This window comes from Pseudodesulfovibrio indicus, assembly GCF_001563225.1.
Lineage (GTDB): Bacteria > Desulfobacterota > Desulfovibrionia > Desulfovibrionales > Desulfovibrionaceae > Pseudodesulfovibrio > Pseudodesulfovibrio indicus.
The window spans coordinates 506,834-529,265 of the sequence record NZ_CP014206.1 but is presented as its reverse complement, the minus strand read 5'-3'; the positions used below and the strand labels follow the sequence as shown (position 1 = coordinate 529,265).

Here is a 22,432-nt window from a genome sequence, read left to right as displayed (position 1 = left end):
TGCTGTCAGACCGTCCGCGCGATCAGCTCGTTCCAGGCGGACAGCTGCCTGTCCACGTTGAACAGGTCCATGGCGGTCAGGCGGGCATTGCGGCTGATCTCGCGCCGTTCGGCGTCGTGCTCCAGGAGCCAACGGACGCGTTCCGCCAGTTCCTCGGCGCTGTCGCCGCAGAACCCGTTCACCCCGTTTTCGATGAATCGGTCCGCGTCGTGGTTGCGCAGGGTGACCGGGACGGTCCCGGCCATCATCGCCTCGGCCCGGATCAGGGGCATGGGCAGATGGACGGTGGGGTTGAGAAAAACTTTGTAATCGCCGACGTAGGCGGCGCGGTTCTGGAACCGGGCCACGCTCCATTCCGGGCTGTCCAGGACATAGCCGGAATGCGCCTCGGGCGGGGCCGCGCATTCCACGGCGCAGATCCCGTCGAGCAGCGATTCCACCCGGCGGCGCACCGCGTCTCCGTGGACCAGGGGCTGGTCGTCGAAATCGGCGCGCGGCAGGGTCAGGCAATCCCCGGCGTGGCGGCCCGGAGCGTACTCCACGGGAGAGAGGCCGGGGTGGATGACGGTGCAGTCGGCGAACCCCCACTCCTCGCGGGCCTGATGCGAGGCGCAGACCACGGGGATTTGACTCAGGAGTTTCCGCAGGGATTCCAGCCCGGACGGGACGACCGCTCCCGGCGCGAGCCCGGCGTTCGGGGGTTCGCCTTCATATATCGGCACCGCGCCGTGGCACAGGCCGATCCTCGGGATGTCCCGGGTCAGTTCCAGCATGGTCAAAAAGGTCCTTGCCCGCTGTTCCGGGCAGGACCGGCAGTATTCCGGGGAGAGCACGTACCCGTCAAAGGGCAGGATGGCCAGGTCGAACTCTTTGGGGTCGATGGTCTCAAGGGCGGCGAACCGGGCGTTGCGGGGCAGGGGGCGCTGCGCAAAGGCCCACCGTGCGTCCGGGCCTTCGGTGACCAGGGTGAAGCGGTGGTTGAGCTTGAAGAGTTCGTACAGGTAGGGGACGTCCCAGCCGTAGGTCAGGACCCTGAGCGGTTGCAGTTCGCGGATCGTGATGTTGGCGCGGGTCGGCTCCTTGTAGCGTCCGAGGGCTTCGCGGAACTCCGGGGCCTCCTTGAGGCTGGAAATCCGCCGGAGCATGTCCGCGGTCTTGTTCTGGAAGAACTGCCGTTCCACCAGCGCCAGGTCCGGGTATTTGGCCAGGAGCTTGTTCCAGTTGCGCAGGGCGGCGATGGTCTTGTTCTCGCTGTAGGAGTTGTCGCTGTGGCGCATGTGGATGAACACGGACCTGTCCAGGTAGCGGATGTTCTTCCCGTTGAAATAGAGGCGCGCGCCCATCTCGATGTCTTCGCAGGCATAGCCGGAATCCTTCTTGGTGGAGTAGGCGAAGTCCTCGTCGAAGTACTCTCCGTCGAGGGCCTCCTTCCTGAAGGAGACGCCGCGGGTGACGAAGTTCAGGTACCCGTTCAGCGGCGTGAGCAGGGCCTTGAAGCTGAGCGGCGTGGGCTGGAGGAGGCGGGTCTTGACGATGGCCTCGTTGATCTCGCAGGAGGTCAGCCAGCTGTTGGCGGTCTCGTAGTTGATGTCGAAAAGGGAAAAACCGATGACCGCGTCGCAGTCCCCGAACCGGTAGGCCAGGGCGTGTTCACTGAGGCTGGCGGTGCTGAAGAGCACGTCGCCGTCCGAGATGACGATGATCGGCGCCAGGGCCGCCTCGATCCCCCGGTTGCGGGACACGCAGTTGCCGGAGTTGACCTCGTTGCGCAGGATCTGCACGCGCATGTGGCGGTTCATGCGGTTCGCCAAGCGCTTCTCCTCCAGCCAGCTCTCTATCCGGGCCACGGTGTCGTCCGGTGAGGCGTCGTCCACCAGGATGACCTCGTAGGGCCGGGCCAGGTCCTGCCGGTTGATGGCCTCCAGGAAAGCCATCATCTCCACCGGCTTCTTGTAGATGATGCTGACAACGCTGATGACCGGACGGGCCGGGTCGTCCTCGCAAGGCCGGGCGAAGCGGCGCAGGGAGAATTCCCCCTTTGCTGTCAGCTTGGACAGCACCGCGTCCATCACCGGCAGGGAATCGCTCCTGTCCTCGAAGGGGTGGTAGAGCAGCCGGAGGGGGGCTTCGGCCTCCTGCCAGCGGAGGAACCCCTCGTAGTCCCAGGTCAGAGCGCAGATCCGGGTCAGGGGAAGGACGTCCTGGGCGAGGAGCCCGCGCAGGTCGCGGTGCGGATCGCCGCCGAGGTAGACAAGGGTCGCGTTGTTCCGGGCAAGGGCGGACAAGCGGTCGCCGTCCAGACGAGCCAGGGCGGACGCACCGACCACGAAGCCGTCGAAGCCGGTTTCCCCGCCGGTCCACTCCGCCACCGGGATCGGGGTGGCGCAGCCGTTCTCCCTCTCGGCGCAGCGCGCGGAGAACAGCTCCCACGCCGACCGCTCCCCGTCATCCGGGTCGCCGACAAAGGCCAGCCGCCCTCCGGTCATATCCAGGTATTTCCGGCTGAAGAAGCCGCCCGCCCGGGGGAGGGGGACCGGCCCTCGACCGAGCCGTGGTTGACGAAATGCCGGTAGGCCGAGACCCCGGCCTCCAGGACGTCGTCGTTGTCCTTCAGGTAGAACGGAACGTCCAGGTCCGGCCCCGGATTGAGCCGCATGGCCTCGCCGTAGCGCACGAAATGTTCAAGAGGGCTGTAGCGCAGCATGCGCACGCAGGGATAGTTCTCGGAGTAGTACGCGTCGTCGAACAGACGGCAGGGCGAACAGCCCCGGGGCTCCATCAGGTAGTGCTTGAGGCAGTCCCGGCAGCCCGCACCGTTGTCCGGCAGTTGGGAGCGGTACAGGGGCTCGTCGAAGAGCCCGGACTCGGCGATGTTCCGATAGGCGATGCCGCGCAGCTCGAAGGAGACGGCCCGGTGGATGTCCGCCAGGACCGGGTCGGTCTCGAGACGGTCGAAGATGCCCGCGAAGGCCGTGCAGTAATGAAGAATCCTGTCGTCCGCCCAGGAATTCAGGTCGTTCACAGTCTTGTCCACCTGCCCGATGAGGCGCGCGGCCTCCTTGAGCTCGGCCTTCTGGTTTTGCAGCACCAGGTCGGGGGACAGGGCCGCGGTCATCTTTTCGGTGTCCGCGCCGGTGCCCCGCAGCCGCTGCTTCAGGGCCTGCATCAGCCGGGGAAAGTCGCTGTAGCGGACGATGGATTCTGCGGCGGCGAAGTCCGCGTCCACGTCCCTGCGCAGAACGGAAAGCTCGTCGAGCAGGGGGCGCAACGCGGCCAGGGCCTGCCCGGCTTGGGCCGCGGGCTCCTCCCAGCCGCGCTCCAGGGCCAGGGCCCTGCGCTTCTCCGTCTTTTCCTCGCCCGCGCGCAGGGCTGCGCGCAGGTCTTCACCGCGCTCCTGGAGCATGATCAGGGCGAACTGGGGGAGCGGCTTCAGGCGGAGGTCCAGGAGGGTCCGGCCCAGCGTGCTCAACAGGGTGAATACCCCTCGAAGACTGCCGTTGTTGTCGGACATGACGCTACCCCTCGAAATGGTGTTTGGAGTCCGCCCTGATCGCATCGAAGACGCGCTGACAGGAGTTCCTGTCGTGGTGGGCAAAGGTGTTCTGTTCGCGCTCTGCGTACTCCGGGGCCGGGACGCCCCCGGCGCGCAGGGCGTCTTCCAGGGCCGCGATGAGCGCATCCCTGTCGCGGCAGACCGGGCCGAATCCCATGGTCGAATAGTGGAAGAAGCCGGTCTTCCGGTTCTGCCTGCGGGCATACCCCGCCTCGTCCTCGGGCTGGTAGTAGAGCACGGACCGCTTGGCGTGCGCCATGTCGAAGGCGACCGAGGAAAAATCCGTGATCATCACCCTGGATCGCTTCATCAGCTCCATCAGCGAGCCGTGCCGCTTGGACCGCTTGTCCACGTAGGCGGGGAAGGGCATCCCGTCCAGGTACTCCTCGAAGCCGGGGTGGGCGAAGAAGACGACGTTGTAGTCGTACTTGTCGAGCAGGGCCTTGAGGCGCGGGTCGTCGAAGACGTCCTTCCACGTCGCCACGTAGCTCGACGAATAAAAGGCTTCGTTGCGCTCCCGGCGCTGCCCCTTGCCGTCCCACTCGCCCACCAGATCGGACCGCCAGGTGGGCATCACGAGCAGGGTGTTCTCCTGTTCCACGGGTTCCAGCAGCTTGTCGAACCGTGGGAAGCTCGTCAGCCGGACCTCCTTTTCGGTCATGATGTAGGCGGTCCCGTCCGAGACGATGGAGGCGTATTCGGCAGGGCTGGCCGTGACGAACAGGTCGATGGGCACGGGATTCAGCCAGGAGGAGATGTCCTCCTTGGTCACGCCGTGCTGCAGGCAGATGAATTTCGGCCGTTGGAAATCGCTGTAGTACCGTTCCTCCAGGGGGGCGTAGATGTAGACGTCCATCTGGCTGGAGACGAGTTTGCTCGCCGACAGGAACAGTGCGAAATGTTCCATGGTGCCGTGGGGCACGAGGCGGAACCCTTCCGCCTGGAGCCTCGGCCAGTCGTGGGACTCCTGGTTGAGCACGAACCAGGCGTTGACCTCGGGGTGCTCGCGACGCACCCAGCGGTAGAGATGCTCCGCGTTGTCGTCGGCCTCGTTGTCCCTGTCGATGAACAGCCAGGCGTCCCTGAATTTTTCCCGGACGGCGGGGGATGCGGCCAGCCGGCGCAGGGCGCGGACGTCCGGGGGGAAGCCCGCGTCGTTCAGGGGCCTGGGCGCAAAGGCGGCGCGGAGCTGGGACGCGGTGTGGTTCAGTCCCGAATCCTGCCCGCCCACGGTCAGGGCGATGCGCTCGTCCCCGTCGGGCGGAAGCGGCAGCCAGAGGATGCGCTCGAAAATCACGTACCCGTTGCCGGTGTGCACGGTGCGGTTCTTGGCGTAAGCCGGTTGGGCGTCCCTGCCGCCGGAGACGAACCGCTCCTCGGGGCCGCTGTCGCAGAACAGGTAGCGCCCCCGGACCAGCCCGGCCTCGCGGTCGAGCTTGTCGAAGGAGACCTGGCGGCTCCAACCGGCGGCGCGCACCCCCTCGAACCGCTTTTCCTCCATCAGCCGGTTGAACACCCGCTGGGACTCCACCAGCCGCAGCAGGGCGGACTGGTTGTCGCTCTGCAGCACGGCCATCAGGCGGCACAGCCCGGCGTAGTGGGCCGGGTTCCTGCGCAGGACCTCGGCGCAGCGGGCGAAGACCGCGTACCGCTCGGCGATGCGTGCCGTGGCCGCGATCAGCTTCTGCGCGTCCAGCTCGTCGCTCGCGCCCTGGGCGGCCTGGGCCAGGAGGTGGCCCGGATACAGGGCCAGGTAGCCGTCGAAGAACTGGTCGGCCAGCTCCATGCGCCGGTGTTTGCCCGCCTCGCGGTAGAACACGTCGCAGCATTGGAAGTAGTTCTCGTAGTGTTCCGCCGTGTAGCGCGTGGTGGACAGGGACTCCTCGTGCTTCATCCAGAGGTAGACCGTGTCCGGTATCCAGACCATGCGCTTGATGTGGAAAAACAGCTTGTTGAGCAGGACGATGTCCTCGGCGGTGCGCATGTCCTCGCCGTTGAATATCTTGTGGCGGCGCAGCAGCTCGGTGGGGAAAAGCCAGGTCCAGTGGGCGCACAGGAACGGGTTCACGCCCACGCGCTCGGCCTCGTCCACGGGCGAGAACAGCTCGGGAAGCCGGTCGGGCCGGGTCTCGTGGTTGCGCATGGACCCGTCGTCCCCGATCTCGTCGTGGCAGGCGCGGACAATGGCGTTGTGGTGCTTGTAGGCCGTATAGCGGACCTCCAGGGAGGTCTCGGGCAGCAGGTCGTCGGGGTCGGCGAAGCACAGGGTCTCGCCCCTGGCCTCCATGATGCCGGTGTTGCGGGCCGTACCCGCGCCGGAGTTGACCGGCAGCCGCACCAGCCGGAACCGGGGATCGGCCTCGGCCGTCTTCTCGATCAGGGCGGCGCTTTGGTCCGTGGACGCGTCGTCCACCATGACGACCTCGAAATCCCGGAGCGTCTGCCGTTGCAGGGACGCGAAAAAGCGGTCCAGCCAGGGCTGCGCGTTGTAGACGGCGACGACGACGGAAACGGCGGTCATACGGATTTGCTCTCCGGGTCTTGCGGGTTGTGGTTGGCGGCGCGGGCGGGCCGCTTTTGCGGGCGCTGCGCCGGGGATTTGCCGTCCCCCCGCGCACCCCAGAGGTACAGTTCCCTGGAGCGGGCGTCGGTCACCTCCGCGCCCCAGTGCAGGTAGAGCAGGCGCAGGTACTTGTCCCGGATCATGTCGGCCTGGGCCAGCCGCTCGCGGACCACCGCCTCCCGGTCCAGTCCCTCGATGCGGTCGAGGATGGTCCGCACCCTGTTGCGGCGGCGGTGGTGGGCGTCGACCTCGGCCAATCCGGCCAGCCCGACACGCTCGCACAGCTCGGGGTGCGCAAGCAGCCGGTTCGCCTTGCGGGCCGCGTCCCGGGGGTCGTTGAGCTCGTAGGTGAACAGGTGCACGCCGTCCTCGAACAATTGGTCCTGGCCGTTGCCCACGCGCGGGGTCAGCAGGCAGGACCCGGTGGCCAGGGCCTCGAACACGCGGAAATTCAGGTCGCCCCGCTCGGCGATGTTGAGCACGATCCGGGCCTTGGGGAACAGGTTGGCGAAGGTCCCTTCGCGGACTTCGAAATTGTCCACCTCGGTGGCGAACTCGCGCAGGAACTTCGCCCGGACGGGCGATGTCTCCGGGTCCACGCGGCCCACGAACAGGACGTCCCAGATGCGCTGGGGCGCGACCTTGGGCGGGCGCTCGCCCCGGATGGGGAACGGCGGCAGCCAGAAGACCCGGTCCGGCCCGAGGCGCAGGGTCATGCGCGGCAGGTGGTCCAGGAGGCTGACCGCGCACAGGTCGAAGGCCTGGGCGTAGAACGGGTACCACTCGTGGATGTGGGAATCCACGCAGTAGAACAGGGTCGGGCAGGGGAACCGCTCCAGCCCCACCAGGGGCGGCGGCAGGCTGGCGTCGGCATAGACCACGAAGTCCGGCTCGCGGCCGGTCTCGCGGCAGACCGCGTCCCAGTCCAGGACGCGGGGCGCGGACAGCGCCACGCGCCGCACGTCGTATCCGCATTCCGCGAATTGGGGATGGAGGTAGCCTCCGCCTATCCAGGCAATGGTGGGTCCAGCCGACATGGGTCCGTTCAACTTCCTTGTTGTTTTGTCCCGTCAACAGCAGGGCGGGCGTGGACGGGAATGCCCGCGCCGACCTTCGTAATTTGCCGCCCGGCAACGGTCAGACAGCGTCTTTTTGACGTCCGGGCAATGGTCTAACCGTTTGTAACTGCGTACAGTTTTGCCAGTATTGACGCAAGGGGCGAAATCATTCGGTAACCAAGCAATTAATATGCCAGAAAACCTTGCCTACCTGGGCCCGGCAAGTGCGGGTTGCGGTGCGCCGCGTGTTGCCCCCGGCCCGGGTTTGGCGTAACTAGCTGCCCATGAAAATCGGCGTCCTGCAACTCAACCCCGTGGTCGGGGACATCGACGGCAACGCGGCGAAGATCGTGGCGGCCTACCGGCGCGCAACGGCGCTCGGCGCGGACCTGTGCATGACCCCCGAGATGGCCCTGACCGGCTATCCGCCCAGGGACCTGCTGCTCTATGCGCGGTTCGTGGAGCGGGTGGGCGAACGCGCCCTGGCCCTGGCCCGCGAGCTGGCCGACGGCCCGCCCCTGCTGCTCGGCGCGGTGGAGCCCAACCCCGGCACCGGCAAGCAGGTCTTCAACTGCGCCCTGTGGTGCGAGGCGGGCGCGATCCGCAAGTCCGTGCGCAAGACCCTGCTGCCCACCTACGACGTGTTCGACGAGGCGCGCTATTTCGAGCCCGCGCCCGAAGGGAACGAGCGGGCCAACATCGTGGAGTTCAACGGCCGGACCCTGGCCGTGTCCATCTGCGAGGACGCCTGGAACGACAAGGACTACTGGGACGCCCGGACCTATTCCCGCGACCCCCTGGAGGAGGCCGCCGCCTTCGGCCCGGACGCCATCCTGAACCTCTCGGCCTCGCCCCTGTTCCTGGGCAAGCAGCGGCTTCGGGAGGACATGCTCGGGGCCGTGGCCCGCAAGTACGGCGTGCCCATGGTCTACGCCAACCAGACGGGCGGCAACGACGACCTGGTCTTCGAGGGGCGGTCCTGCGCCTTTGGCCCGGACGGTCGGCTCGTGGCCCGCGCCGCCGGGTTTACCGAGGACGTGCTCCTGGTGGACCTGGACGATTTTTCGGCCAACGCGGTGGCGGACGACGACTTTGCGCCCGAGGCCGAGACCTGGCGCGCCCTGGTGCTCGGCACCCGCGACTACGTGCGCAAGTCCGGCTTCTCCACCGCCCTGGTGGGGCTGTCCGGGGGCATCGACTCCGCGGTCACGGCCTGCGTGGCCGCCGAGGCCCTGGGGCCGGAGAACGTGACCTGCGTGCTCATGCCCTCGCCCTATTCCAGCCGGGGGTCGGTGGACGACTCCCTGGCCCTGGCCGAAAACCTGGGCGTGGAGACCCTGACCCTGCCCATCGAGCCGATCATGCGTTCCTTCGAGACAACCCTGGCCGAGCCCTTTGCCGGGCTGGCCCCGGACACCACCGAGGAGAACATCCAGTCGCGCATCCGGGGCAACCTGCTCATGGCCCTGTCCAACAAGCGGGGCTCCCTGCTGCTGACCACGGGCAACAAGTCCGAGCTGGCCGTGGGCTACTGCACCATCTACGGCGACATGTCGGGCGGGTTCGCGGTCATCTCGGACGTGGACAAGAGTTCGGTCTTCCGGCTGGCCCGCTGGTACAACGAGCACGTGGGGCCGAACATCCCGGAGCCGATCATCACCAAGCCGCCGTCCGCCGAGCTTCGGCCCAACCAGAAGGACCAGGACTCCCTGCCGGACTACGCGGTCCTGGACGCCATCCTGGCCCTGCACGTGGAGCACCACAAATCGCGCCGGGAGATCATCGCCGAAGGGTTCGACGAACCCACCGTGAACCGAATCCTGGACCTGGTCCGGTTCGCCGAGTTCAAGCGCCGCCAGGCCGCGCCCGGCATCAAGCTGACCCCGCGCTCCTTCGGCACCGGCTGGCGCATGCCGCTGGCCTGCCGCCGCGATCTGTAGAAGGCTGTTGAAAAACAGCGATCTGCGGCGTTAAGTGAATTGTAGGCGAGTTTCCGAGCCGTACAAGATCTTATGACTTTGTTATGCTGCAAAAGAGCCAAACCCTCGCGTACAGGGAGTACGCTTCGGCCTTGACTCTTTTTTGCGCCTATCGCTGCTGTCCGCATCCGTAAGGCTCGCGCGGGACCGCTCGCCTAACGGCTGAGGCTGCATCTCACTATTTTTGAACAGCCTTCATGCTGGCCGTTAATTGCAGTCCGGGTTTCGTCAGGATAACCGGGAGGCTCCGTCCGCGGGGCCGGTTCCGGACTTTTTTCTTGGCCGGTTTCATAGTATAGGGGCCCCACGCACCTCACATCCACCACGGGAGCAGGCATGCAGAGCAAGAGGCGACACAGCCGGACGGCGGAGTGGACCAGGAACATCCTGCTGATCCTGGCCGCGGCCGCCGTGATCTTCATCTTTTTCAACCTCGACATCGTGCGCAAGGGAGAGTCCGTCTTTTCCCAGTCCGCGGACAAGAAGCTCAAGTTTGCGGGCGAGCTGCACCGCCGGGACTACGTACCCAAGGAGGTACAGCGGCTCCTGGACTACATCAAGGTGCGCAACAAGCTCATCGAGGAAGTCAGGATCGAGGCCTCGCCCCAGGACCGCTACCGGGAAATCGGCCCGAACACGGCCATCCTGTTCGAGGTCCACGTCACCCTGTCCGACGACTTCACCTTTTCCACCCCGGTGCGCCGCACGCGGCGGGGCGAACTGGTCACATCCGTGCTGGCCAAGCTGGACAAGGACATCCAGGCGTATCTCGACCTGAAGAAGCAGGGCAAGAACCCCTCATCCATGATCAACACCATGTAACGCCATGACCAAGACGTTCGACGCACTCGTCTGCGGCGGCTCCCTGGCCGGGAGCGCGGCCGCCCTGGTCCTGGCCCGGCAGGGGCGGTCCGTGGCCGTCCTGGACCGCGCCGTCTTTCCCCGGCCCAAGCTGTGCGGCGGGCTGCTGACCTGGAAGACCGTCCGGCTGCTGGAGACCCTGTTCGGCGAGACCCCGGCCTCCCTGGCCGAGGCGGGCGCCGTGAACCATGCCTCGGACCGCTACGTCATCCGCACCCCGAACCGGCTCCTGGCCGAAGGGGCCCTGTCGTTTCCTTTCCACTTCTCGGATCGGGCCGTACTCGACGCGCTGCTTCTCGACCACGCCCGGCGCGCCGGGGCCGAAGTCTTCGAGGGGGCCGAGGTCGCAACCTGCGACCCGCGCAACGGCGAAGCCACGCTCAAGACCGGCGAGACCTTCCGGGGACGTTTTCTCATCGGCGCGGACGGGGCCAACTCCGTGGTCCGCAAGTCCTTCCCGAATTACGACCGCGAGAGATGGCGAGAACTGACCGCCCCGACCATCGAGATACAACTCGACGCCGACCGCCTTCCAAGGGTGGTGGAGCACCCCGAATTGTATATCGGCCAGCTGGAGGCGGGCTATGGCTGGGTCTTTCCCAACCCGGGGAAGGCGGTTTTGGGAATCTGCGGCCTTCGTCGCGGAAACGTCAACTTTTCCAGGCTGTTTAGAGAATATCTAGAGATTCTTGAGATCGATCCGAACACGGTTTCCGAGCGCCGGGGGCATCCTTTGCCCTACGGAAACTACCTGGAGGAGCCGGTCTGCGGGGCGACGCTCCTGGCGGGCGACGCGGGCGGGTTCGTGGAGCCGCTGTTCGGTGAGGGCATCTTCTTTGCCCTGTGCACAGGGCGGTACGCGGGCGAGGCCGTGGCCGCGGCCCTGGCCGGGGGGACCGACCCCGGCCCGCGCTACGTGGACCGGCTGCGCCGCTACGTCCTGCCCGAGCTCAGGGGCTCGGACCGGTTGCGCTGGACCCTGTTCCGGTCCATGGGGCTGTTCGGGCCGCGCTCCCTGTCCTGGTTCGTCAAGCTCCTGGGCGGGCCTCTGGGCGACATGGTCCACGGCAAACGATCCTACGCCAGGCTGCGCAAAAAGACCTGGGATTTCCCCACGCCCGCCCGTCCCGCTTGAATCATCGCCCCGGGTCATCTATAAGGGGGGACGGCGGACCCGCGCCGCACCACCACGCAAGGGAGCACTCATGGCCGCAAAGATCCTGATCATCGACGACGAAGAGTCCATCCGTCTTTCCCTGCGCGGCATCCTGGAGGACGAGGGGCTCTCCGTGGTCGAAGCGGAATCCGGCGAACAGGGGCTGGAACTCCTCGGCACCGACATCCCGGACCTCGTATTCCTCGACATCTGGCTGCCCGGCATGGACGGCCTGGAGGCCCTGGAGACCATCTCCCGTGACTACGAGGGGCTGCCCGTGATCATGATCTCCGGGCACGGAACCATCGAGACCGCGGTCAAGGCGCTCAAGAAAGGGGCCTTCGACTTCATCGAGAAACCCCTGTCCCTGGAAAAGGTCGTGGTCTCCGCCCGCAACGGGTTGGAGTTCTCCCGGCTGCGCCAGGAAAACCAGGCGCTCAAGACCCGCATCTCCTCGGAACAGCCCGTCACCCTGACCGGCGAGTCCGCGCCCATCGCCAACCTCCGCGAGGTCATCGGCAGGGTCGCGCCCACCGAATCCTGGGTGCTCATCACCGGCGCGAACGGCACCGGCAAGGAGATCGTGGCCCGGTCCATCCACAACCAGTCCTCCCGCGCCGACAAGCCGCTGGTGGCCGTCAACTGCGCCGCCATCCCCGAGGAACTCATCGAATCCGAACTCTTCGGCCACGAAAAGGGCGCGTTCACCGGGGCGGAAAAGGCCCAGATCGGCAAGTTCGAGCTGGCCGACGGGTCCACCCTGTTCCTGGACGAGATCGGCGACATGTCCCTCAAGACCCAGGCCAAGATCCTGCGCATCCTCCAGGAGCAGGCCTTCGAACACGTGGGCGGGCGCAAGACCATCAAGGTCGACGTGCGCGTCATCGCCGCCACCAACAAGGATTTGCCCCGCGAGATCAAGGCCGGCAACTTCCGCGAAGACCTCTACTACCGGCTCAAGGTCTTCCCCCTGGAACTGCCGCCCCTGCGCGACCGCGTGGAAGACATCCCCCTGCTCATCAACGATTTCATGGATACCCTCGTGCGCCAGCACGGGTTCAAGCCCATCGCCTTCGCCCCCGAATCCATCGACGTCCTCAGCCGCTACCCCTGGCCCGGCAACGTCCGCGAACTCAAGAACTTCGTGGAGCGCATGTTCATCATGTACGCGGGCGAAACCGTCACCCCGGACCGGCTGCCGCCCGAGTTCAAGCCCGCCCGCCCCGCGCCCGAGCCCGGCGAAACCGTACCCGCCGCGCCCATGGACGGCCTGATCAACGACGGGCCCGCCGACCTCAAACAGGCCCGCGCCGACTTCGAAGCCCGGTTCCTCGAAGCAAAGCTCAAGGAATTCGACGGCAATATCTCCCAGCTCGCCAAGGCCATCGGCCTGGAACGCAGCTCCCTGTACCGCAAGCTCAAGGCCTACAACATCCAGGCCGACTAGCGGCCGTCGAGGAATGCCTCCGGCGGCTGGGGGAAGGGAGGGAAAAACCTTTTGAGAAAGGTTTTTCCCTCCCTTCCCCCAGACCCCCATCCCTCCCTTTTCCAAAACTTTTTGTCGCTCGCTTCGCTCGGGTCCGTGCGGGCGCGGGTGGGTGTTGTTTGTGTGGTGGTTGGGGAGGTGTTTGTGTGGGGTGTTGGATGGAGGATGGTCGGTGGCGGACAGGCGGTGTCCCGAAGGGGGCGCGCCGGGCGGCGTGCAGGGACCTCGAAAGGAGGGGGCTTCCTTGTAATCCTCGAACCTCGCGAAGCGACCCAAAAAGTTTGGGAGGGGAGATGGGGTTGGGGGGTCCAGGGGGGAAGGGGAAGAGGGGAATCCCTTTTCAAAGGGTTCCCCTCTTCCCCTTCCCCCCTGGCCGCCGGAGGCAACAAAAGTCCCGCACGGCAAGCCGTGCGGGACTTTTGATGGTTGTCTCTCGGGGCCTAGACTTCGGACAGGCGTTTGGCGAGTTCGGTGCCGTCGGCTGCGGTGGGGTTGGTGGGCAGTGCCATGAGCACGCCGTATCCTTCGCTGGCTTCGTGGAAGTCGTCTTCGGACAGGGCGGTGATCACGGCGGTGAGGGTCATGGCCGAGACCATGAGGATTTCGCGCACCAGGTCCAGGGGTTTTTGATCAGGCAGTCCTTCGTCGATGACCACCAGCACCGGGGATTTGGTGGCGACCCATTCCAGGGTTTGCGCCCCGGACGGGGCCACGCCGATCTCATGGCCGGTCTGTTCTGTCAGGGCCTTGAGGAACGGGGCCAGTTGTTCCGGTCGGTTTGTGGCCGCCACGATGGACATGGCTAGTGACCGCCGCCGCAGGTCTGGTCCACGGTGAACACGGGCAGGGAGTCGCGCAGGAACGCCTCGATGGCCACGCTCACGGTGGGTGCGCCCGAGCCGTGGTAGACCTGGATGCCGACCTGGTTGAAGCCCATGAGCGGGCGCATGCCCATGCCGCCGGAGATGAGCGCCTGGACCTTGTTGTCGGCCAGGTAGTTGACCGGGGCCATGCAGCCGCCCTGGACGTGCGGGCAGGAGGGGACGACCGAGACCTCTTTCACGGCGCCGTCCTCCACGTCCACCAGGGTGTACATGGCGCAATGGCCGAAGTGGGCGTCGATGGCGGCGTCCATGCCGCCGGGGGCGGCCGAGGGGATCGCAATACGGGTATTCATCACAAAGACTCCTTGTAAATCGGTTGGTTTCAACTATCGAGCAGGGCCAGAATCCCGGCCCAGGATCGTTCGAGAAGGGGCGTGAGGTCCGACCCGGTCTCGGTGACCGCCTTGCGTTCAAGCATGGCGTCCACCACGGCCCGGTCGTGGGGGATGCGTCCTGCCAGGGTGTAGCCCCGGCCCGTGGACCACGACTCGATCTCTTCGGTCAGGTCCGGGTTGATGTCCCACTTGTTGACCAGCACCGCGACCTTGGTCCTGAACCGGTCGCACAGTTCGGCCACGCGCTTGAGGTCGTGCAGGCCGGACGGGGTGGGTTCGGTGACGATCACGGCCAGGTTCGTACCCGCCATGGAGCTGATGACCGGGCAGCCGATGCCGGGCGCGCCGTCGCACAGGACCAGGTCCAGACCCTGTTCCTCGGCAATGGCCCGTGCCTTCTGCTTGAGCAGGGTGACGAGCCGCCCCGAGTTCTCCTCGCCGGGGAAGAGCTGGGCGTGGACCATGGTCCCGAACCGGGTGTCCGAGACGTACCACTGGCCGCAGTGCTTCTGCGGGAAGTCGATGGCCTGTTCAGGGCAGAGCGCCACGCAGACCTTGCATCCCTCGCAGGCCAGCGGGTCGATGCGGTAGCCGTCCGCGTCCTCGCGAACGGCGTTGTAGCGGCAGAGTTCGGCGCATTGGCCGCAACCGATGCAGCGGTCCGGGTCGATGACCGCCTCGTTGCCGGAGAGGAAGGATTCCTCGGTCTTGATTTGCGGGCTGAGGAGCAGGTGGAGGTCCGGGGCGTCCACATCCAGGTCGCAGAGAATGGCGTTATCCGCGAGATGGGCGAACGCCCCGGTCATGGACGTCTTGCCCGCTCCGCCCTTGCCGGAGATGACCACTATCTCACGCATGGGTGGCCTCCTTTCGGGCGGCGGCCCGCATCCGGTCGCGCAGGGTGGTGAAGACCGGCTCCAACCCCTTGAGCATGGTGGCGATGATCTCGCCGCGCGAGTACGCCTGGGCGATGTCGCGGGAGTAGGGGATCTCGGCCCAGACCGGAATGTTGTTGTCGCGGCAGAAGTCGGTCACCTGGGAGTCGCCCAGGTCCGCGCGGTTGATGACCGCGCCCATGGGCTTGCCCAGCGGGGTGAACGCCTCCCACGCGAGTTTGAAATCATGGAAGCCGAAGGGCGTCGGCTCGGTCACGAGCACGATGCAGTCGGCGTCGGCCACGGCGTTGATGGCCGGGCAGCTCACGCCCGGGGGGGCGTCGATGAGGATGTCGCCGTCCTTGGCCAGGGCCGGGAACAGCTCGCGGATCTGGCGCATGAGCGGCGGGGACATGGCCTCGCCCACGCGGAGCCTGCCCATGACGAACCGGTGGCGGCCCGCCGTGCCCTTGCATATCTCGCCCAGCTCGCGGCGGCCCGGAAAGAGCGCGCCCTCGGGGCAGACGGCAAGGCAGCCGCCGCACCCGTGGCACATCTCCGGGAACACGAGCAGGGTGTCGGCCATGACGGTGATGGCCTTGAACTGGCACAGGTCGGCGCATGCGCGGCAGCGGGTGCATTTGTCCTCGTCCGCTTCCGGGACCTCGATCCACGCCTTTTCCACGGAGCTCAGGTCCGGGTTGAGGAAGAGGTGGAGGTTCGGTTCCTCCACGTCGAGGTCCACCAGCGCGGCGGGCGCGTCCCAAAGGGCGGCCAGGGACGAAGACACCGTGGTCTTGCCCGTGCCGCCCTTGCCGCTGGCCACGGCGTAGATCACTTGTTGCCTCCGGCCTGGGCGTTGGGGGCGTCGGCCATGTTCACGCGGCCCGCCTTGTATTGTTCCACGGCCTCGCGCACGGTCAGGTTATCCACGTCCTGCCCGATGCCGATTCCGGCGGCCTGCAAAGCCGCAAAGGCCTTGGGGCCGACATAGCCCGTCAGCAGCACGGTTGCGCCCGCGTTGGCCACGTTTTCCGCGGCTTGGATTCCGGCGCCCTGCGCCAGGGCCTGCGAACCGCCGTTGTCCACGTAGCTGACCACGGTCATGGTTTCCGGGTCCACGATGGCGAAGCCTGCGGCCCGGCCGAACCGAGGGTCCACGCGGTCTTCCAGGGTCGGTCCTTCGGTGGTCACTGCGATCTTGCCCATTGTCATATCCTTGGATTGCTGAGTTGCGGAGCCGGTCTCGGCTCCCATGCCCTGGCCGCCCATGCGGCGTCCCTGGCCCATTCCTTGGCCCTGGCCGCCCATTCCGCGTCCCTGGCCCATTCCCTGGCCTCGGCCCATTCCTCGGCCGCGACCGCCCATGCACCGCCCGCCGCCTCCGGCGCGCGGACCTTTTCCGTCCATTCCGGGCATAATTTCATCTCCCGTTGTTTCGGACTCCTGGTCCGGTGAGAGTTCGGGGCATTCCCAGGCCTCTTCGGCCAGGGTGTAGTGGCCGCCCTCGATGCGGATGGCGTGCCCCTCGGCCAGCGCCGAGGCCACGATGGCCCGCGCCGCGCCCAGCACACGGCCGAAGGTGGCCCTGGAAACGCCCATGACCTGCGCCCCCTCTTCCTGAGTGAACCCTTCGGCGTCGGCAAGCCGTAGCGCCTCCAGCTCCTCGAAGGTCAGGGTCGCGTTTTGCAGTTCGCGCATGGGGATGCCCTGGGGTTTGTAGTATGTAACCCCCGGCTCCCGTTGCACCGTCCGCCTGATCTTGCGTCTTCCCATCCAGCCCTCTCTTATGAACAGCTCTTCAGGTGAAGATACGCTCAGACTTTCCGGAGTCAAGGGGAATTGAGCATATTCTCAAAAAAAGTCAGCGGAGCGATATTGGGCCAAGGGTATAATAATTGACTTCCGGATGGATTCGGAACAAACAGTTCTGGTGAAAAGAATAGTTTTTTTCTGCACGGTGCTGTGCACTCTTCTTTTTTCCCCGCCCGCCCATGCCGACGGAAAGCCCGGCAAGGTGACCGAAGTCATTTCAGCGGGACCGTCGTGGGAATCCTTTACCAATGCGGACGGGACCGGCCTGTACCACGAGGTGCTGGAAGCGGTGTTCGCCCTCTATGGGATCAAGGTCCGGCATGAATACGTGCCGTCCGATCGGGCCGACGAACTGGTGCGCCTCGGGTGGGTGGACATGATGATCTGCGACGACCGGGCCGAACCGCCGTTGCGGCTGGCCCGCTATCCCCTCTACGCCAACGACTATTACGTGCTCTACGACAAGGACCGCGTCGGCGAGTGGAGGGGCGGCGAGACCCTCCGGGACAAGGAGATCGCGGCCCAGAAAGGGTTCTATCATCAATGGGATTTCCCGGTGCCGGTGCGCATCCGGGAGATGGCCTCCGGGGTCAAGTGCCTGGAGATGGTCCTGCTCGGCCGGTCCGACTTCTACGTGGACGACATGGCCTTCATCGAGGAATCCATCCGGGCGTCCGGTGCGCGCCCGGACCGCTCCCGCTACCTGGCGCGCAAGGCCGGAAACCGCTCCTACCACCCGGTGTTCAACACCACCCCGCGCTCCGACATGGTCATCAAGATGTACGACGACGGCATGCTCAGGCTGCACAAGAGCGGGGCGCTCGAACCCATCTACGAGAAATGGGGACACGTCTACCCCGACTTCGACGCCTTCTGATCCACCGTGGACAACCCGGCCCCCGCGGGTGTATGCACCCGCCATGCGCTCCCGCACCGGCCCGGCACCGCCGCCGGACCGCAACCGCAACCGCAGGTGATCACCCATGCTCGGCGTCCATGATTTCGCCCTCTTCGTCCTCTCCGGCCTGCTCCTGAACATCACTCCCGGACAGGACGTCTTCTACATCGTCAGCCGGGGCGCGTCTCACGGCTGGAAACTCGGCTCCATCGCCGCGCTGGGCGTCGGCACCGGCTGCTTCGTCCACGTCTTCGCCGCCGCCCTCGGCCTGTCCGCCATCCTCGCCACCTCGGCCACGGCCTTCACCATCGTCAAGTTCGCCGGAGCCGCCTACCTCATCTGGGTCGGCATCTCCATGTGGCGCAAGAACGGCAACGGCCAGGACCGCCAAAACGGCGGCGACTGCCGCGTCCAGGCACGGAAAATCTACTCCCAGGGGTTCTGGACCAATGCCCTCAACCCCAAGGTCGCCCTCTTCTTCATGGCCTTCCTGCCCCAGTTCGTGTCCGTGGACGCGCCCAACAAGCCGTTGGCCTTCCTCTTCCTCGGCGTGGTCTTCACCATCAACGGGACCTTCGTGAACCTCGCCTACGCCTGGTCCGCCGCCCGCGTCTCCCAAAAACTCGGCAAGAACGGCTCCTTCAACACCTGGGCCAAACGCGCCGCCGGAACCCTGTTCCTCGGCCTCGGCATCCGGCTCGCCCTGTCCGACAGGGTCTAAGTTCTGGGAATGCCTCCGGCGGCCAGAGGGGAAACTTTTGAAAAAGTTTCCCCTCTGGACTCCCCTTCAAAACTTCTTGTCGCTCGCTTCGCTCGGGTTCGTGCCGGGGCGGGGCGCTTTGCGTTTTGTGTATGGGGAGGGATGGCGTGCTGTTTGACGGGGTAAGGGTGGACTTAAAGGCGGCGTGTCGGAACCTGTGTGAAGAAACTCGTCTCGACTCGACCCGCCCATCCTCGCGAAGCGACCCAAAAAGTTTTGAAGGGGAGAGGGGAAACTTTTCCAAAAGTTTTCCCTCTCCCCTTCCCCCAGCCGCCGGAGGCCTCTTTCTGCCCCCCAAAAGGGGTGCCCCCCGGACTCGGGGGCTGGAGTCCGGGGGGCGGCATTGGAGGAGGTAAGGGTGTGTGTGACTGTCGGTTATCTAGGCGGGCTCGTAGTAGCACCGTTTGGGCGAGACCACGGCCCCTTCATCCTTGAGGATCTTGATGGCTTTGGAAACTTCTTTGCTGTCCGCGTTCAGGGCTTTGGCGACATCGCCGGGCCGCACCGGTTTTCCGGCTTCACGCATGGCTTTCAGGACGGTATCTTTCATGTTTGGCTCCCTTGGTTGTTTCAATAATAAGAACTATTACTAAAGATGAATCCGGTGTCAACAGGAAAGTTGCCCTGTTGCCCTCAAGGGTCCGAGAGGCTAGAAAAGGGCCGGGCAGAAGCGTTGCGGCGCTTTGAGTGGAGTCGAACGAGAGAGGAGGTCCGATGCCCCGAATTCGCCCGATGCTGTCGTGTCTGATGTTGGCGATGCTGTTGTTGCCGTTGCAGTCGCCCCCGGCCGCCGTTGCCCAGGACGCGGCCGATCGGGTGCAGCGCGAGTGGAAGGGGGACCTGGGCGAGATGCTCGAACAGCGTCGGCCCATCCGCGTGCTGGTGGTATACAACCGGACCAACTTCTTTATTGAGGAGGGGGTGGTTCGAGGCCTTGAGGCGGACATGATGCGCGCCTGGGAGGAGTGGCTGGGCAAGCGGCACGCAAAGGAGCTGGTCCGGCTGGTCTTCGTGCCCGTGACCTTTGCCGATCTGGTCCCGGCCCTGCTGGACGGGCGCGGGGACGTGATCGCCGCCGGGCTGACCGTGACCGCCGAGCGCAGCAAGGAGGTGGCCTTTGCCGCCCCGTACCGCACCGGGGTGACGGCGGTGGCGGTGGGCGGTCCCCGGAGCCGCGCGCTGAAGACGGCGGACGAGCTGTCAGGGCGCAAGGTCTCGGTGGTGGAGGGCACCAGTTACGCCGAGCACCTGGCGGACCTGAGCGGCGCGTTGAAGCGCAAGGGGCTTGCCCCGGTCAAGATCGTCAAGGCGGACCCGGTGCTGGCCACCGAGGACCTGCTGGAGATGGCCTCCAAGGGCATGATCGAATACACGGCGGCGGACGTGTTCATGGCCGAGGCCTGGACCAAGGCGTTTCCCAAGCTGCGGCTGTTCCCGGACGCGGTCATCCATGCGGACGGCCGGCTCGCCTGGGGCGTGCGTCCCGACTGCCCGGAGCTGAAGGCGAGCCTGTCGGAATTCGCGGCCACGGTGCGCCAGGGGACCCTGTTGGGGAACATGTTTTTCAAGCGCTATTACGTGAACGAGGATTTCGTCGCCAACCCCACGGATTCCGGGGAGATCGGCAAGCTCAGGCCGCTGGCCGAGCTGTTCCGCAAGTACGGCAGGGAATACGGCTTCGACTGGCTCAAGATCGCGGCCATGGCCTATCAGGAGTCGCGTTTCGACATGAACCGCAAGAGTTCGGCGGGCGCGGTGGGGATCATGCAGATCAAGCCGTCCACGGCGGCGGAGATGGGGGTCAAGGACATCTCCACCCCGGACGGCAACGTCCACGCCGGGGTGGCCTACCTGCGCTACCTGTGCGACCGGTATTTTTCGGACGTGGACGAAGACGCAAAGATGGACTTCGCCCTGGCGGCCTACAACGCGGGGCCGGCCAGGATTACCCAGGTGCGCAAGAAGGCGCGCGAGATGGGCCTGGACCCCGACCGCTGGTTCGGCAATGCGGAGTGGGCGGCCTTTGCCCTTATCGGGCGGGAGACCACGGCCTACGTGGCCCACGTCCAGATGTACTATGCCGCGTACAAGGCTTCCGAGGACATCCTGCTCAAGCGCCGCGATGCCATGTGACCGGGCGCAGGATCAGACTCCGGGCGGCGGACCGTCCGGCCTGGAAAACTCTTTCCGTGCGGATCAGTATCTGGGACGGGGGGCGCGCGGCTTGGCTTCGTTGACCTTCAGGGGCCGTCCGGACATGTCCTGTCCGTCCAGGGCCTCGATGGCCGCCAGCGCGCCCTCGTCGTCCATCTCCACGAACCCGAAACCGCGGAAGCGGCCGGTCTCGCGGTCCTCGATGAGTTTCACGGATGAGACGTTGCCATACGCGCCGAACATGTCGCGGATGTCGTTCTCGGTTGCGCTGAAGGGAATGTTGCCGACGTAAATGCTTTTCATGGTGAGGGGCTCCAACAATAATGATCCAGATGGCGGGCGGCTCCGGCATCGGCCCGTGGCCGTGGGGCGGCTCCTTCCCGCAACATTTCCACCCCCGAACTCCCGGGTATTGGGATTCGGGATTACCAAGCCATTACGACGAGTTGCAAATTTCGTCAACCGGGTGGGCGAAAAAGTCTGCCGGGGGGGGCGCGGGGCCCGACCGTCCGCCGCGGAACCACGCCCCATTGTCCTTGAAAAAACGCGGGATATTCCTTACACCGTCTACATCCCGAAAACAGACTGGAGGGGAACGATGAAGATTCTTGTAGTCGGCTCCGGCGGACGTGAACACGCCCTGTGCTGGAAGCTCGCCCAGAACCCCCGGGTGGAGACCATTCTCTGCGCGCCCGGCAACGGCGGCACCGCCCAGGTGGGGTTGAACGTGCCCGTGAAGGATGACGACATTCCGGGCCTGGTGGCCCTGGCCAGGGACGAGGAAGTGGACCTGGTGGTCGCAGGTCCCGAGCTGCCGCTGGTGCTCGGCCTGGAAAACGCGCTCCGTCAGGAGGGCATCCCCTGCTTCGGCCCCAACGCCTTTGCCGCGAACCTCGAAGGGTCCAAGGCGTTCTCCAAGAACATCATGGCCGAGGCGGGCGTCCCCACCGCGCCGTTCCGCGTGTTCGACGAATACGAAGACGCCGTGGCCTTCATCAAGGAAAAGGGCGCGCCCCTGGTGGTCAAGGCCGACGGCCTGGCCGCGGGCAAGGGCGTGGTCGTGGCCACCTCCACCGAGGAGGCCCTGGAGGCCGTGGAGCAGATGATGGTCAGGAAGGTCTTCGGCTCGGCGGGCGACCGCGTGGTGGTCGAGGAGACCCTCAAGGGCGAGGAAGCCTCCTTCCTCTGCTTCTGCGACGGCGTCAACTACGCCATGCTGCCTTCCGCCCAGGACCACAAGGCCGCCTATGACGGCGACACCGGCCCCAACACCGGCGGCATGGGCGCCTATTCCCCGGCCCCGATTCTGCCCAAGGAGCAATACGCCGAGACCGCCGAGCTGTGCATCAAGCCCATCCTGCGCCACCTGGCCGCCAAGGGCGAGCCGTTCAAGGGCGTGCTCTACGCCGGACTGATGTACACCGAGAACGGCCCCAGCGTGCTGGAATACAACGTCCGCTTCGGCGATCCCGAATGCCAGCCCCTGCTCATGCGCCTGGAGACCGACCTGCTGGAGATCATGTTCGCCTGCATCGACGGCAAGCTCGACCAGATCGAGGTCAAATCCACCCCGCAGACCGCCTGCGGCGTGGTCATGGCCGCCGAGGGCTACCCCGGCTCCTACCCCAAGGGCATGGAGGTCACCGGGCTGGACCAGGCCGACGCCATGGAAGGGGTCAAGGTCTTTCAGGCCGGGACCAAGGTGGACGGCGACCGCATCGTCACCTCCGGCGGCCGCGTGCTCTGCGTCACCGCGCTCGGCGACGATCTGGCCGCAGCCCGCAAAAAGGCCTACGAAGCCGTGGAAAAGGTCCACTTCGACAAGTCCTTCTACCGCCGCGACATCGCCGACAAGGGGCTGAAGCGGAGCTAATAGTTCGATGAAGATGCGAGAGGGAAACTTTTGAAAAAGTTTCCCTCTCGCGCTCTCCCTTCCGAACTTTTTGGCGCTGCGCCGCCGGGGAAGGGCAGGGAAACCGGATGTCCGACAGGGCGGCGCGGGGGTGCGAACCCCGAACGGCGTCTTTCATATACAAATCAGGCCTCCCGCCTCCC

The 22,432-nt window shown here is 65.9% G+C and carries 19 protein-coding genes; 8 read left to right on the top strand and 11 right to left on the bottom strand.

Annotation, left to right across the window (positions count from 1 at the left end; translation table 11 throughout):
• Positions 1–5 precede the first annotated feature (5 nt).
• Genes AWY79_RS02495 through AWY79_RS02480 form a run of 4 tightly spaced genes read right to left on the bottom strand, consistent with a single transcriptional unit; the run spans position 6 to position 7,153 of the window.
• Positions 6–2,486, bottom strand: coding sequence for a glycosyltransferase (locus AWY79_RS02495; RefSeq protein WP_066799794.1), 2,481 nt, complete (start codon positions 2,484–2,486; stop codon positions 6–8).
• A complete protein-coding gene (locus AWY79_RS02490; RefSeq protein WP_066799792.1) occupies positions 2,483–3,511 on the bottom strand; it encodes a hypothetical protein in 1,029 nt (342 codons plus the stop codon). The genes AWY79_RS02495 and AWY79_RS02490 overlap by 4 nt, the downstream gene beginning before the upstream one ends.
• 4 nt (positions 3,512–3,515) lie before the next feature.
• Positions 3,516–6,074, bottom strand: coding sequence for a bifunctional glycosyltransferase/CDP-glycerol:glycerophosphate glycerophosphotransferase (locus AWY79_RS02485; RefSeq protein ID WP_066799791.1), 2,559 nt, complete (start codon positions 6,072–6,074; stop codon positions 3,516–3,518).
• Entirely contained in the window at positions 6,071–7,153 is a 1,083-nt protein-coding gene (locus AWY79_RS02480; RefSeq protein ID WP_066799790.1) for a glycosyltransferase family protein, read from the bottom strand. The genes AWY79_RS02485 and AWY79_RS02480 overlap by 4 nt, the downstream gene beginning before the upstream one ends.
• A gap of 305 nt (positions 7,154–7,458) precedes the next feature.
• Between AWY79_RS02480 and AWY79_RS02475 the strand changes: the two genes are divergently transcribed.
• From AWY79_RS02475 to AWY79_RS02460, 4 genes are all read left to right on the top strand, one after another.
• Positions 7,459–9,114, top strand: a complete 1,656-nt coding sequence (locus tag AWY79_RS02475) for an NAD+ synthase (RefSeq protein ID WP_066799789.1) — start codon at positions 7,459–7,461, stop codon at positions 9,112–9,114.
• Between the two features lie 375 nt (positions 9,115–9,489).
• Positions 9,490–9,975, top strand: a complete 486-nt coding sequence (locus AWY79_RS02470) for a hypothetical protein (RefSeq protein ID WP_066799788.1) — start codon at positions 9,490–9,492, stop codon at positions 9,973–9,975.
• Between the two features lie 4 nt (positions 9,976–9,979).
• On the top strand, positions 9,980–11,149 hold the full coding sequence (locus AWY79_RS02465) for a geranylgeranyl reductase family protein (RefSeq protein ID WP_066799786.1): 1,170 nt from the start codon (positions 9,980–9,982) through the stop codon (positions 11,147–11,149).
• Positions 11,150–11,219: 70 nt separating this feature from the next.
• On the top strand, positions 11,220–12,617 hold the full coding sequence (locus AWY79_RS02460) for a sigma-54-dependent transcriptional regulator (RefSeq protein WP_066799783.1): 1,398 nt from the start codon (positions 11,220–11,222) through the stop codon (positions 12,615–12,617).
• Positions 12,618–13,096: 479 nt separating this feature from the next.
• On the opposite strand, the gene AWY79_RS02455 is transcribed toward AWY79_RS02460, so the two are convergent.
• From AWY79_RS02455 to AWY79_RS19210, 5 genes are read right to left on the bottom strand one after another with little or no spacing between them, the layout of a single operon-like run.
• A complete protein-coding gene (locus AWY79_RS02455) occupies positions 13,097–13,456 on the bottom strand; it encodes a response regulator (RefSeq protein ID WP_066799780.1) in 360 nt (119 codons plus the stop codon).
• A gap of 2 nt (positions 13,457–13,458) precedes the next feature.
• Positions 13,459–13,833, bottom strand: coding sequence for a NifB/NifX family molybdenum-iron cluster-binding protein (locus AWY79_RS02450; protein ID WP_066799778.1), 375 nt, complete (start codon positions 13,831–13,833; stop codon positions 13,459–13,461).
• Between the two features lie 29 nt (positions 13,834–13,862).
• Positions 13,863–14,732, bottom strand: a complete 870-nt coding sequence (locus AWY79_RS02445) for an ATP-binding protein (RefSeq protein WP_066799776.1) — start codon at positions 14,730–14,732, stop codon at positions 13,863–13,865.
• Positions 14,725–15,588 (bottom strand): ATP-binding protein, encoded by an 864-nt coding sequence (locus tag AWY79_RS02440; RefSeq protein ID WP_066799773.1) that lies wholly within the window; start codon positions 15,586–15,588, stop codon positions 14,725–14,727. Before AWY79_RS02440 ends, AWY79_RS02445 begins: the two co-directional genes overlap by 8 nt.
• Positions 15,585–16,526, bottom strand: coding sequence for a DUF134 domain-containing protein (locus AWY79_RS19210; RefSeq protein ID WP_233490982.1), 942 nt, complete (start codon positions 16,524–16,526; stop codon positions 15,585–15,587). The genes AWY79_RS02440 and AWY79_RS19210 overlap by 4 nt, the downstream gene beginning before the upstream one ends.
• 157 nt (positions 16,527–16,683) lie before the next feature.
• On the opposite strand from AWY79_RS19210, the gene AWY79_RS02430 reads away from it, so the two are divergent.
• Both AWY79_RS02430 and AWY79_RS02425 read left to right on the top strand, forming a co-directional pair.
• Positions 16,684–17,442: a substrate-binding periplasmic protein gene (locus tag AWY79_RS02430; RefSeq protein WP_233490981.1), complete on the top strand. Its 759-nt coding sequence runs from the start codon at positions 16,684–16,686 to the stop codon at positions 17,440–17,442.
• A 106-nt stretch (positions 17,443–17,548) separates the two neighbouring features.
• Positions 17,549–18,184 (top strand): LysE family translocator, encoded by a 636-nt coding sequence (locus AWY79_RS02425; protein ID WP_066799769.1) that lies wholly within the window; start codon positions 17,549–17,551, stop codon positions 18,182–18,184.
• Positions 18,185–18,602: 418 nt separating this feature from the next.
• Here AWY79_RS02425 and AWY79_RS02420 read toward each other — a convergent pair whose 3' ends face one another.
• Positions 18,603–18,773, bottom strand: a complete 171-nt coding sequence (locus AWY79_RS02420) for a helix-turn-helix domain-containing protein (RefSeq protein ID WP_066799767.1) — start codon at positions 18,771–18,773, stop codon at positions 18,603–18,605.
• Positions 18,774–18,937: 164 nt separating this feature from the next.
• On the opposite strand from AWY79_RS02420, the gene AWY79_RS02415 reads away from it, so the two are divergent.
• Positions 18,938–20,356 carry an MltF family protein gene (locus tag AWY79_RS02415; RefSeq protein WP_078063582.1) on the top strand — a complete coding sequence of 473 codons (1,419 nt, stop codon included), beginning with the start codon at positions 18,938–18,940 and terminating at the stop codon, positions 20,354–20,356.
• Between the two features lie 63 nt (positions 20,357–20,419).
• Here the strand turns inward: AWY79_RS02415 and AWY79_RS02410 are convergent, their stop codons facing one another.
• Positions 20,420–20,680, bottom strand: a complete 261-nt coding sequence (locus AWY79_RS02410; RefSeq protein WP_066806928.1) for an RNA recognition motif domain-containing protein — start codon at positions 20,678–20,680, stop codon at positions 20,420–20,422.
• Between the two features lie 295 nt (positions 20,681–20,975).
• On the opposite strand from AWY79_RS02410, the gene purD reads away from it, so the two are divergent.
• On the top strand, positions 20,976–22,250 hold the full coding sequence (gene purD / locus AWY79_RS02405) for a phosphoribosylamine--glycine ligase (RefSeq protein WP_066799761.1): 1,275 nt from the start codon (positions 20,976–20,978) through the stop codon (positions 22,248–22,250).
• The last annotated feature ends 182 nt before the right edge of the window (positions 22,251–22,432 follow it).